Source organism: Pseudomonas sp. IT-196MI5 (genome assembly GCF_949767415.1).
GTDB lineage: Bacteria > Pseudomonadota > Gammaproteobacteria > Pseudomonadales > Pseudomonadaceae > Aquipseudomonas.
On record NZ_CATKPZ010000066.1, the window covers coordinates 289,887 to 301,486 of the forward strand.

11 protein-coding genes are annotated in these 11,600 nt (G+C 60.2%); 3 read left to right on the top strand and 8 right to left on the bottom strand.

The genetic code is table 11. The annotated features are described in order from the left end of the window. Positions 1-191 precede the first annotated feature (191 nt). Together ACM6IK_RS25625 and ACM6IK_RS25630 are read right to left on the bottom strand one after the other, a co-directional pair. Positions 192-881 carry an SDR family oxidoreductase gene (locus tag ACM6IK_RS25625; protein ID WP_414876532.1) on the bottom strand — a complete coding sequence of 230 codons (690 nt, stop codon included), beginning with the start codon at positions 879-881 and terminating at the stop codon, positions 192-194. Positions 882-900: 19 nt separating this feature from the next. Further along, positions 901-1,059, bottom strand: coding sequence for a hypothetical protein (locus tag ACM6IK_RS25630; protein ID WP_414876539.1), 159 nt, complete (start codon positions 1,057-1,059; stop codon positions 901-903). A gap of 80 nt (positions 1,060-1,139) precedes the next feature. On the opposite strand from ACM6IK_RS25630, the gene ACM6IK_RS25635 reads away from it, so the two are divergent. After that, positions 1,140-1,580, top strand: a complete 441-nt coding sequence (locus ACM6IK_RS25635; RefSeq protein ID WP_414876533.1) for a hypothetical protein — start codon at positions 1,140-1,142, stop codon at positions 1,578-1,580. A 62-nt stretch (positions 1,581-1,642) separates the two neighbouring features. Here the strand turns inward: ACM6IK_RS25635 and ACM6IK_RS25640 are convergent, their stop codons facing one another. From ACM6IK_RS25640 to ACM6IK_RS25665, 6 genes are all read right to left on the bottom strand, one after another. Next, positions 1,643-2,569, bottom strand: a complete 927-nt coding sequence (locus tag ACM6IK_RS25640) for an ABC transporter permease (protein ID WP_414876534.1) — start codon at positions 2,567-2,569, stop codon at positions 1,643-1,645. Continuing rightward, positions 2,569-3,675: an ABC transporter permease gene (locus ACM6IK_RS25645; protein WP_414876535.1), complete on the bottom strand. Its 1,107-nt coding sequence runs from the start codon at positions 3,673-3,675 to the stop codon at positions 2,569-2,571. The genes ACM6IK_RS25640 and ACM6IK_RS25645 overlap by 1 nt, the downstream gene beginning before the upstream one ends. Before the next feature lie 11 nt (positions 3,676-3,686). After that, positions 3,687-5,252, bottom strand: a complete 1,566-nt coding sequence (locus ACM6IK_RS25650) for an ABC transporter ATP-binding protein (RefSeq protein ID WP_414876536.1) — start codon at positions 5,250-5,252, stop codon at positions 3,687-3,689. Positions 5,253-5,799: 547 nt separating this feature from the next. Beyond that, the gene (locus ACM6IK_RS25655) at positions 5,800-6,381 is read right to left on the bottom strand and encodes an IMPACT family protein (protein WP_414876537.1); all 582 of its coding nucleotides are present in this window, start codon (positions 6,379-6,381) and stop codon (positions 5,800-5,802) included. Positions 6,382-6,399: 18 nt separating this feature from the next. Next, on the bottom strand, positions 6,400-7,050 hold the full coding sequence (locus ACM6IK_RS25660) for a TetR/AcrR family transcriptional regulator (RefSeq protein ID WP_008050321.1): 651 nt from the start codon (positions 7,048-7,050) through the stop codon (positions 6,400-6,402). A gap of 227 nt (positions 7,051-7,277) precedes the next feature. Continuing rightward, a complete protein-coding gene (locus ACM6IK_RS25665) occupies positions 7,278-8,198 on the bottom strand; it encodes a LysR family transcriptional regulator (RefSeq protein WP_007971880.1) in 921 nt (306 codons plus the stop codon). Between the two features lie 138 nt (positions 8,199-8,336). Here ACM6IK_RS25665 and ACM6IK_RS25670 point away from each other — a divergent pair, with 138 nt between their 5' ends. Next, positions 8,337-9,686, top strand: a complete 1,350-nt coding sequence (locus tag ACM6IK_RS25670; protein ID WP_090452968.1) for an aspartate aminotransferase family protein — start codon at positions 8,337-8,339, stop codon at positions 9,684-9,686. 177 nt (positions 9,687-9,863) lie between these two features. Beyond that, positions 9,864-11,357, top strand: a complete 1,494-nt coding sequence (locus tag ACM6IK_RS25675) for a CoA-acylating methylmalonate-semialdehyde dehydrogenase (RefSeq protein WP_056725206.1) — start codon at positions 9,864-9,866, stop codon at positions 11,355-11,357. Positions 11,358-11,600: the final 243 nt, after the last annotated feature.

An 11,600-nucleotide genomic window follows, 5' to 3' on the forward strand; every position in this document is an offset into this window, starting at 1 on the left:
TGTCTGCTGATCCAGGGTCGCCGGGGGAGGCGAGGTGCGAAGTGTCGATCAAAACGCTCTGGCGGGCAAGCCCGGCCCGACAGGCAGGTGCAAAACCCTGTAGGAGCTTGCTAGCGATGTTGTGTCAGTCGACGTTGATATAGCTGATACACCATCGCTAGCAAGCTAGCTCCTACAGGGGGCGGCGGTGATTACCAGGGAATGGTTTCACCCCGGTAATTGATGAAGTGATGCCCGCCCTTGCCGACATACGCATTCACCTGATCGACCAGACCACGGGTGCTGGTTTCCACGTCGATGTCCGCGTCTTCACCGCCCATATCGGTTTTCACCCAGCCCGGGTGCAGCGACAGCACGGTGAGCCCGGTTTCGCCCAACTGAGTGACGAAGCTGCTGGTCATGGAGTTCAGCGCCGCCTTGCTGGCCTTGTACAACGCCAGTTCCGGTGCGTCGGGCATGGTCACGCTGCCCAGCACTGAGCTCATGAAGGCCAGCACGCCGGTGTCCGGGCGAATCCGGTCGACAAAACGCTGGGCCAGGTTGATCGGCGCCACGGCGTTGGTGAAGAACAGCTGACCGACTTCGGCCAGTGTCGCGCCACCGTTCGGCGTCTGCACCTGCGGTCCCTTGACCCCGGCATTGACGAACAACAGGTCAAACACATCCCCCTTGAGTTGTTGGCTCAGGGCGGACACCGCCTGTTGATCGTCCATGTCGAGCTTTTCGATCCGCACATTGCCCAGGGCCTGCAAGGCTTCGGCTTTTTGCGGATCGCGCACGGTGGCGGTGACTTGCCAGCCGTCGGCCAGCAGGGTTTTCGCCAGCCCGAGGCCAAGCCCCCGGGAGGCGCCGATGATGAGTGCGGTTTTTGCCTTGGACATGAGTGGCTTCCTTGAAAATTCAGGATCGTGGATTCAATGGACACTGTTGCCCGAGCCGTTGTTGCAACTTGTCGCGCAGTGCGCTGAGTTCGGTCATGCGGGCTTCGATCAGTATGAGTTTGTCTTGCAGCAGTTGCGTGACGGCGCTGGCCTGGGCTAACTCACCGATGCGCATCATGACGTCTCGAGGGGGGCTTGACCCTGGAGCATACTCCAGGCTTTAGCCTTGTTGCTCCCTGAATTGATGGAGCAATGTCGATGTGGACTACAACGCAATATCGCCGGTTGGTGCAAGGCAGTGCCTGGTATGACCTGATTGTGACGGTCGCGTTTGTCACACCGTGGAGTTTTGCGGCGTTGCATGGGGTTTTGACGGGGGTGAGTCAGGCGTTGAGTTTGCCCGGTGAGCTGCCACCGTTCGAACCAGTGCACATGCTGATGGCGAATCTGCTGGGGTCGATTGTCTGCGTATGGGCAGTGCTGCGGATTCGTGATCCGCAGCAGGTTTATGGGCGGTATGACGCCGTGGCCAGGTTTCTGTTCTCGGCCTGGCAGGCCTATGCCCTGATCCATGGCGCGAGTTCGATTCTGGTGGTTTTTCTGGTGTTTGAATTGGCGTGGGGCATTGCTCAGGTGTTGCCTGTTCGGACGCTTTCGCGAGCAGGCTCGCTCCCACAGGGTCTGCGCCAGACACATTAATTGCGGCGGACACGGTTATGTGGGAGCGAGCTTGCTCGCGATGAGGCCAGACCAGACAACCACTAATGCCCAGCCTGCCACGGCTGCCCCAACGACACCGGCGCATACAACCGTGTGCGCACTGCATCCCGGGACAGCAGCACCAGCACTACAATGGTCGCGACATACGGCAGCATCGCCAGCAGGCTGGACGCAATTGCCAGCCCCAACCCCTGCGCCACCAGGTGCAGGATACTGGCGAGCCCGAACAGGTAGGCGCCGAGCAGCAGGCGCCACACCCGCCAACTGGCGAACACTACCAGCGCCAAGGCAATCCAGCCGCGCCCGGCGCTCATGTTCTCCGCCCACATCGGCGTGTACGCCAGGGACAGATAAGCCCCGGCCAACCCTGCCATTGCGCCGCCGAACAACACCGCCAGGGTGCGCACCGCCAACACCGGCAAGCCCATGGCGCTGGCCGCATCCGGGTTTTCCCCAACCGCCTGAATGATCAACCCGACGCGGCTTTTCAGAATCACGCAGGCCACCAGTGCGAACAACGCGAACGACAGATACACCAACAGGTCCTGGGCAAACAGCATCCGTCCGATCAGCGGGATCTCGCTCAAATATGGAATCGCCACCGGCTCGAACCCTGCCAGCGGCTTGCCGACCCACGCCGCACCGACGAAGGTCGACAGGCCCACGCCGAAAATCGTCAGGGCCAGACCGGTGGCCACCTGATTGGCGTTGAACACCAGCGCCACGAGGGCAAACAGCGACGACAGCAACATCCCGGCGAGCATCGCCAGCAACACGCCGAGCCACAGATTGCCGGTGCTGAACGCGACGATGAAACCGATCACCGCGCCAAACAGCATCATGCCTTCCTGGCCCAGGTTGAGGACGCCGCTTTTCTCGCAGATCAGCTCCCCCAGCGCCACCAGCAGCAACGGCGTACCGCAGCGGACCATGGCGTAGAAAATATTGCTCAGCAGATCGATATCCATCACAGCGCTCCTGCTTGTACGGCGGTGGCTTGGGCGCGACGGGTCCGGCGCAGGTTCAAGCGCGGTCGGTAGAGAATCAGCACATCACTGGCCAGCAGGAAAAACAGCATCATGCCCTGGAACAATTGGGTGATCGCTTGCGGCAGGTTAAGGCTCATTTGTGCGCTTTCGCCGCCGATGTACAGCAGCGCCATCAACAGGCTGGAAAACAGGATGCCGACAGGATTCAGGCGGCCGAGAAACGCCACGGTGATCGCTGCATAGCCGTAGCCCGGTGAGACCTGTGGCACCAACTGGCCGATGGGGCCGGTGACTTCGCACACCCCCGCCAGCCCAGCCAGGCCACCGCTGATCAACAGCGCGAGCCAGATCAGGCGCTTCTCGCGAAAGCCGACGAAACCGGCGGCACGTTTGTCCAGCCCGAGCACTTTGATCTGAAAACCGACAAAGCTTTTCTGCAATAACACCCAAACCGCCACCAACGCGAGCAGGGCGAAATACACCCCGGCATGAACCCGGCCATCCGCCATCAACAGCGGCATGCGGCTGGCGTCACCGAACATCGCCGACTCAGGGAAGTTGAACCCGGCGGGATCCTTCAAAGGACCGTGAACGCAGAACAGCAGCAGGTTCAGTGCGATGTAGTTGAGCATGATGCTGGTCAGGATCTCATTGGCGTTGAAGCGCGTGCGCAACCACGCCGTCAGGCCGGCCCACGCGGCCCCCGCCAGGGTGCCTGTGAGCAGGATCAGCACCAGTGCCCAGCGGCTTTGCATATCGATGATGTTCACCGCCAGCGCACTGCCGGCCAACGCGCCGAGCAGCAGTTGACCTTCGGCACCGATGTTCCAGATACGCGCCTGATACGCGACGGCCAGGCCCAGGGCGCAGAGCAGAATCGGCAGGGCTTTGACCAACAGTTCAGAGACTCCGTACAGGTCGCTGACCGGTGCGATAAGCAGCGTGTGCAAGGTCAGTAGCGGGTCGTGTCCGAGCGCGATAAAAAACAGTGATCCACAGCCCAGGGTCAGGACAGCCGCCAGCAACGGCGAGCACCACAGCATCAGGCGCGATTGCTGGCCACGGGGTTCAAGGGAAAGCAACATGTGACACTCCGTTAGCGCGTGGCGGATGCGAGTGATTGAGGGGCACGGAACTGGCCGGCCATCCAGCCGCCGACATCGCTCAGGCGCGTATCGACGGTGGCGTGGAGCGCCGACAGTCGACCGCCGCACAAGGCGCCGAGGCGGTCGCTGATCTGGAACAGTTCGTCGAGGTCTTCGGAGATCACCAGGATCGCCGCGCCGGCATCGCGCAAGGCAATCAAGGCGTGATGAATGGTGGCGGCGGCGCCGACATCCACACCCCAGGTTGGATGCGCGGCCACCAGCAGTTTCGGTTGCTGGAGAATTTCCCGGCCGAGGATGAATTTCTGCAAGTTACCGCCGGACAGACTGCGGGCCGGTGTCTGGCTATCGGGTGTCTTGACGCCGAAACGGCGGATGATTTCCTCGGCCAGTGCTTCGACTTTGCCGCGCTGAATCAGACCGTGACTCACCAATCCTTGCTGGAAAGCGCTCAGCAGCGCGTTGTCCGCCAGGCTCAGCTCCGGCACTGCACCATGACCCAAGCGTTCGGCGGGGACGAACGCCAGGCCGAGTTGGCGGCGTGCATCGGGACGCAAATGGGCGACGGGCTCCTGGCCAAATCGGATCGTCGCGCTGGCGTTGCGGGGCAGCAGTGCTTCGCCACTGAGCAAGGCCAGCAACTCATCCTGGCCATTGCCGGCGACGCCGGCGATGCCGACAATTTCACCGCCGCGCACTTCAAGGTCGATGTCCTTGAGCGAGCAACCGAACGGGTCGGGGTTGTGCCAGGACAAGCCACGGACATCAAGGAACGCATCACCTCCAGTAACCTTCGGATAGTCTGCGATCAACTCTGCCGCTTCACCGACCATCAAGCGCGCCAGTTGCTGATCCGAACACTCGGCCGGCAGGCAATGCCCGGCCACCCGTCCGCCGCGCAGTACCGTCGCGCTATGGCACAACGCGCGGACTTCCCCGAGCTTGTGGCTGATGAACAAAATGCTGCAGCCCTCGGCGGCGAGCCGGCGCAGGGTGACGAACAGTTCGTCAGCTTCCTGCGGAGTCAGCACTGAGGTCGGTTCATCGAGAATCAGCAGACGGATGTCCTGCATCAGGCAGCGAATGATTTCCACCCGTTGCCGTTCACCGATCGACAGGCTGTGGACAAGTCGCTCAGGTTCCAGCGCCATACCGTAGCGACGGGACACTTCGCGAATCTTCGGCTCAAGCTGTCTGGGTGTGCCTGCCGCCGCGCCCATGGCCAGGGCGATGTTCTGCGCCACGCTCAGGGTTTCGAACAGCGAAAAATGCTGGAACACCATGCCGATACCCAGACCGCGCGCCTGGGCCGGGTTGCGCAGGCTCACCTGCTGACCTTGCCAGATCATTTCGCCGGAATCGGCGTGGGTGACGCCGTAGATGATCTTCATCAAGGTGCTTTTGCCCGCGCCGTTTTCGCCGAGCAGTGCATGGATCTCGCCAGGGGCAATGGTCAGGTCGATGGCGTCGTTGGCCAGGCAACCGGGGTAGCGTTTTGTGATTCTGCGCAGTTGCAGGCGCGGAATCTGATCAGGGATTGGAGCGCGATTGGGCATGACAGGCTCGGTGCTGTTGGACTTGTGCCTGTGGATAAAGCAATTTTCTGGCCATATGGTCAGGAAAACGTCGAAGTCTTGCGAGCAGAGGCGTTTAGTCGGCCACTTTCGAATGTCCCACGCAGAGCCCGGCACCACATGGGGGCGATGGTGCAAATCAAGCCCCGATTTTGCTCGTGGGCTTTTGCTCAAAAAATGAGCAACCGACCACAAGCCATGCCGTGCAGGGTGCCGAGACGGCCATGAACGGGTTATCCACAGATTGCTCCACAGTAATTGTGCGCAAGCTCAAAGCACGGGCATAAGCACTGAGTGGCTTTCTTCTAAAGGCGATAAACCGTTGTAACTGGTTGTTTTTATTTGAATTTGGTGAGCTTGATGGCAGATTGAACGAAAATTGAGCAAAGTCCGCAAAGCCGTATGACACAAGGGTTACAGCCGTATGTGCTCAGGTTATCCACAGCCGGGTGCACAGCAGATGTGGGCAAATATGGAATAAGTGAAAAAGCGGCGTGCCCCAAAAGATTGCAGCCTGTGCTGAGGCTTTTTAGCGCTGCAACAAGATACGTCCGCGACTCAAATCGGCCAGTTGTGACTGCAAGGTGTCGATCTGCGCATCACCCACGGCCAACTGCAACTCGACACCATTGGCGGTGAAGGTTTCATCCACAACCAATCCACCTGCCTCAGCCACCCGTAGCTTGACCAGGGTCAACTCGGCAAATCCGCAAGCGCAACGCAGCGGCACCCGGCTGATCAGCTCGATCTTTGGCGCCGCTTGCAGGCATTTGTTTGCACCACCACCATAGGCCCGGGCGAGCCCACCGGTGCCCAGTTGGATGCCGCCATACCAGCGAATCACCAGCACCGCGACCTGATCGTAATCCTGCGCTTCGATCGCCGCCAGAATCGGCCGGCCGGCCGTACCGCCGGGCTCACCATCATCAGTGCTGCGATACTGATCGCCGAGCTTCCAGGCCCAGCAGTTGTGCGAGGCATTCAAGTCACTGTGCTGCTCAATGAACGCCTGGGCCTCGGCCGGGGTGGAGACTGGCGCGGCGAAGGTAATGAAGCGGCTCTTGCGAATCTCTTCGCGGTATTCGCAAAAACCGCTGAGGGTAAAAGGCATACGTACCTGACTGGCTACTTAAATGGCAGGTTTCAGGCCGCAGCCCTTGAGAATGATGCGGATCAGGTTATCCCCGGCGTCTTCCATGTCCTGTTTAGTCAACCTGGTGCGCCCGGTGACGCGGCAGATCTGCGTGGCGAAGTCGGCGTAGTGCTGGGTGCTGCCCCACAACAGGAAGATCAGGTGCACCGGATCGACCGGGTCCATTTTACCGGCGTCGATCCAGGCCTGGAACACGCCCGCACGGCCTTGAAACCAGGCGCGATAATCCTGGTTGAAGTACTCGGTCAGGCATTCACCGCCGCTGATGACTTCCATGGCGAAAATCCGCGAGGCTTGTGGCTGGCGTCGGGAGAACTCCATTTTCGCACGGATGTAACGGGTCAATGCTTCGCTCGGATCGTCTTCGGCGGTGAGGGTGTTGAAGGTGCTGTCCCACAACTCAATGATGTTGCTCAGCACCGCCACGTACAATCCGAGCTTGTTGGTGAAGTAGTAATGCAGGTTCGCCTTGGGCAGCCCGGCATTCTGGGCGATGGTGTTCATGCTCGTGCCTTTGTACCCGTGACGGGCGAACTCGTCTTCGGCGGCTTTGATGATGGTCTCTTCGTTTTTCTGACGAATGCGGCTGACTGGTTTTGCGCCGTGGGCTGGGACTTCAAAGGTCATAGGCGTTTCCGAGAGGATGAGTGGGTGCGGCCAGTGCGTTGATAGCGTACCCGCAGGCTACAGACAAGTCTTTGGGGCAAAACCAATCATTGCAGGAGCTGGCTTGTCGGGTCGCCGCATCGCAGCAAAGGCGGCCTGTCAGCCAACTTCAATGCTGAATGCACCAGCCTCTTCGTCGGAACGCCGCCCGGGGCAAGCCCGCTCCTACAGTTCTGATATCCGACGAATCAGCGTGTAGCGGCCAGGCTTTCGAGAAAGCTCTCCAGCACCAGATGCGGGCGGCGCCCCTTGCGAGTGACCGATGCCAGGCTGAGGTCATAGAAACGCGTTTTCGCTTTCAATGCACGCAACCGGCCCTGCTGCACCCAAAGGCTCGCGTAGTGATCCGGCAGGTAACCGATATAGCGTCCGGTCAGGATCAGGAACGCCATGCCTTCGCGGTCCGAGGCACTGGCGGTGCAATTGAGCGCTTGATAGTGAGCCTGGATCTCCGCGGGCAATCGGAAGGTGGGCGCGATGGCGTCCTGACTGTTCAGGCGTTCGTCGTCCAGTTGTTTGTCGTCGACATAAAACAATGGATGGCCGACCGCGCAGTACAGCAGCGAGCGCTCGCTATACAGCGGTTGATATTCCAGCCCGGAAAGAGCGCTGGCCTGCGGCACTACGCCGACGTGCAGACGGCCGTCGAGCACGCCTTGTTCGACTTCATTGGGCGCGATCATGCGGATCTGGATCTGCACGTCCGGGCCGCGTTCTTTCAACTGTGCGAGGGCATGGGTGATGCGCATGTGGGGCAGGGTGACCAGGTTGTCCGTCAATCCAATGATCAATTCGCCGCGCAAGTGCTGGTGCAGGCCATTGACCTCGGTACGGAAGCTTTCCAGTGCACTCAGCAGTTGCAACGCCGATTGATAGACCTCGCGGCCTTCTTCTGTCAGGGAAAACCCGGCACGTCCACGTTGGCACAGGCGCAGGCCGAGACGTTGCTCCAGATCGCTCATCTGCTGGCTGATCGCCGAGCGCCCGATGCCCAGCACGGTTTCCGCCGCGGAGAAGCCGCCGCATTCGACCACGCTGCGAAAGATCCTCAGCAGGCGAATATCAAAGTCGCTGACCTGGGCCAGCGGATCGGGACGGCGAGTGCTCATGCAGGTTACTCAAAGTTTAGTGGTTTGCTGACTGAACATTAGAAGAGTTGGATTTCACCGACTTTATAGCCGTGGCAATTTAGCTGCAACAACGGTTTTCAATCCTTACGCCGCTTATTGCCTTGCGAGGTTACGCCCATGAACCAGCCTGAAAACGCCCCGACTTCTCTGGCCAGCCAGCTCAAGCTCGATGCCCACTGGATGCCGTACACCGCCAACCGTAACTTCCAGCGCGACCCACGGCTGATCGTTGGCGCCGAAGGCAGCTGGCTGATCGATGACAAGGGTCGCAAGGTGTATGACTCGCTGTCCGGTCTGTGGACCTGTGGCGCCGGGCACACCCGCAAGGAAATCCAGGAAGCGGTCGCCAAGCAACTGGGTACCCTCGATTATTCGCCAGGCTTCCAGTACGGCCATCCGCTGTCCTTCCAGCTGGCTGAAAAAATCACCGACCTGACCCCGGGCAACCTGAACCACGTGTTCTTCACCGACTCGGGCTCCGAGTGCGCTGACACTGCCGTGAAGATGGTCCGCGCTTACTGGCGCCTGAAAGGTCAGTCGACCAAGACCAAAATGATCGGTCGTGCCCGTGGTTACCACGGTGTGAACATCGCCGGCACCAGCCTCGGTGGCGTGAACGGCAACCGCAAGCTGTTCGGTCAGGCGATGATGGACGTCGACCACCTGCCGCACACCTTGCTGGCCAGCAACGCTTACTCCCGTGGCATGCCGGAGCAGGGCGGTATCGCCCTGGCTGACGAACTGCTGAAACTGATCGAACTGCACGATGCGTCGAACATCGCGGCGGTCTTCGTCGAGCCATTGGCCGGTTCCGCTGGCGTGCTGGTTCCGCCACAGGGTTACCTCAAGCGTCTGCGTGAAATCTGCGACCAGCACAACATCCTGCTGGTGTTCGACGAAGTGATCACCGGGTTCGGCCGTACTGGCACCATGTTCGGCGCCACCACCTTCGGCGTGACCCCGGACCTGATGTGCATCGCCAAGCAAGTCACCAACGGTGCGATCCCGATGGGTGCGGTGATTGCCAGCTCCGAGATCTACCAGACCTTCATGAATCAGCCGACGCCTGAATACGCGGTTGAATTCCCCCATGGCTACACCTATTCCGCGCACCCGGTGGCTTGCGCCGCCGGCCTGGCAGCACTCGACCTGCTGCAAAAGGAAAATCTGGTGCAGAGCGTGGCCGAAGTCGCACCGCATTTCGAAAATGCACTGCACGGCCTCAAAGGCACCAAGAACATCATCGACATCCGCAACTTCGGCCTGGCCGGCGCGATCCAGATCGCTCCACGTGACGGCGACGCGATCGTGCGTCCGTTCGAAGCCGGCATGGCGCTGTGGAAAGCCGGGTTCTACGTGCGCTTCGGCGGCGACACCCTGCAGTTCGGCCCAACCTTCAACAGCAAGCCGCAGGACCTGGACCGTCTTTTCGACGCGGTCGGCGAAGTGCTGAGCAAGATCGACTGATTTGACAAAACACCTGTAGGAGCGAGCTTGCTTGCGATGGACGTTAACGATGATGCGGGCTGCCTGGATGAACACGGCGCCCTCAGCATCTTCGCGAGCAAGCTCGCTCCTACAAAAGCTATCTATATAGCAGGCACCCGTTGAAGGGGGCCTGTGGACAACTTTTCAGGAGCTTCCATGAGCGTTATTCCGCATTTGATCAATGGCGAACTGGTGACCGAGAACGGTCGCGCGGTTGATGTGTTCAACCCGTCTACCGGTCAGGCCATCCACAAGTTGCCGCTGGCGACCCGCGAAACCATCCAGAGTGCCATTGACGCTGCCAAGGCTGCATTCCCGGCCTGGCGCAACACGCCGCCGGCCAAGCGTGCCCAAGTGATGTTCCGCTTCAAGCAACTGCTGGAGCAGAACGAAGCTCGCATCTCGCAATTGATCAGCGAAGAGCACGGCAAGACCCTGGAAGATGCTGCCGGTGAACTGAAGCGCGGTATCGAGAACGTCGAGTTCGCTTGCGCGGCTCCGGAAATCCTCAAGGGCGAATACAGCCGTAACGTCGGCCCGAACATCGATGCCTGGTCTGACTTCCAGCCGCTGGGCGTGGTTGCCGGTATCACGCCGTTCAACTTCCCGGCCATGGTGCCGTTGTGGATGTACCCGCTGGCGATCGTCTGCGGCAACTGCTTCATCCTCAAACCGTCCGAGCGTGACCCGAGCTCGACACTGCTGATCGCCCAGTTGCTGCTGGAGGCTGGTTTGCCGAAAGGCGTGCTGAGCGTGGTGCACGGTGACAAGACTGCGGTGGACGCCTTGATCGAAGCGCCGGAAGTCAAAGCGCTGAGCTTCGTTGGTTCGACGCCGATTGCCGAATACATCTATTCCGAAGGCACCAAGCGCGGCAAGCGCGTTCAGGCCCTGGGCGGGGCGAAGAACCATGCGGTGCTGATGCCGGATGCGGATCTGGATAACGCCGTCAGCGCACTGATGGGCGCGGCCTACGGTTCTTGCGGCGAGCGTTGCATGGCGATCTCGGTAGCGGTGTGCGTGGGTGATCAGGTGGCCGATGCACTGGTGGCCAAACTGGTTCCGCAAATCAAGGCGCTGAAAATCGGTGCCGGTACCAACTGCGGCCTGGACATGGGCCCACTGGTGACTGGCCAGGCACGCGACAAGGTCAGCGGTTATGTAGAAGACGGCGTGGCTGCCGGCGCGACACTGGTGGTGGACGGCCGTGGCCTGACCGTCGCTGGTCACGAGGAAGGCTTCTTCCTGGGTGGTTGCCTGTTCGACAACGTCACGCCAGAAATGCGCATCTATAAAGAAGAGATCTTCGGGCCGGTGCTGTGCGTTGTTCGGGTCAACAGCCTGGAAGAAGCCATGCAACTGATCAACGATCACGAATATGGCAACGGCACCTGCATCTTCACCCGTGACGGTGAAGCGGCGCGGTTGTTCTGCGACGAGATCGAAGTCGGCATGGTTGGTGTCAACGTACCGCTGCCGGTGCCGGTGGCTTATCACAGCTTTGGCGGCTGGAAGCGTTCGCTGTTCGGCGACCTGCACGCCTATGGCCCGGATGGCGTGCGTTTCTATACCCGCCGCAAGGCCATCACCCAGCGCTGGCCGCAGCGTGCGAGCCATGAAGCTTCGCAGTTCGCCTTCCCTAGCTTGTAAGTAGAAGGGTAAAGAAGGCCGGCCCTTGTGGCCGGCCTTCGCGTTTCCGGGGCTTTTTGAGCTATATGACAGATTTATGAAAATAGCTGTTGACGGCAGATTCTGGAAGCCTATAATTCGCCCACTTCCGGCGCAGTCGAAACGGAAAACTCCTTGGTAAACAATGAGTTACGCAGTTTTCGACAGCAGGTTGCTTCAGTTCATCGAGGCCGAAAGGAAGTTGAAAAAGAGGTGTTGACAGCA

Bases quoted from the DNA above. Each gene is read 5' to 3' on its own strand.
- ACM6IK_RS25645 (WP_414876535.1), bottom strand. From the start codon at position 3,675: ATGTTGCTTTCCCTTGAACCCCGTGGCCAGCAATCGCGCCTGATGCTG.
- ACM6IK_RS25670 (WP_090452968.1), top strand. From the start codon at position 8,337: ATGAACCAGCCTGAAAACGCCCCGACTTCTCTGGCCAGCCAGCTCAAG.
- ACM6IK_RS25675 (WP_056725206.1), top strand. From the start codon at position 9,864: ATGAGCGTTATTCCGCATTTGATCAATGGCGAACTGGTGACCGAGAAC.
- ACM6IK_RS25660 (WP_008050321.1), bottom strand. From the start codon at position 7,050: ATGACCTTTGAAGTCCCAGCCCACGGCGCAAAACCAGTCAGCCGCATT.
- ACM6IK_RS25655 (WP_414876537.1), bottom strand. From the start codon at position 6,381: ATGCCTTTTACCCTCAGCGGTTTTTGCGAATACCGCGAAGAGATTCGC.
- ACM6IK_RS25640 (WP_414876534.1), bottom strand. From the start codon at position 2,569: ATGGATATCGATCTGCTGAGCAATATTTTCTACGCCATGGTCCGCTGC.
- ACM6IK_RS25650 (WP_414876536.1), bottom strand. From the start codon at position 5,252: ATGCCCAATCGCGCTCCAATCCCTGATCAGATTCCGCGCCTGCAACTG.
- ACM6IK_RS25665 (WP_007971880.1), bottom strand. From the start codon at position 8,198: ATGAGCACTCGCCGTCCCGATCCGCTGGCCCAGGTCAGCGACTTTGAT.
- ACM6IK_RS25625 (WP_414876532.1), bottom strand. From the start codon at position 881: ATGTCCAAGGCAAAAACCGCACTCATCATCGGCGCCTCCCGGGGGCTT.
- ACM6IK_RS25630 (WP_414876539.1), bottom strand. From the start codon at position 1,059: ATGATGCGCATCGGTGAGTTAGCCCAGGCCAGCGCCGTCACGCAACTG.
- ACM6IK_RS25635 (WP_414876533.1), top strand. From the start codon at position 1,140: ATGTGGACTACAACGCAATATCGCCGGTTGGTGCAAGGCAGTGCCTGG.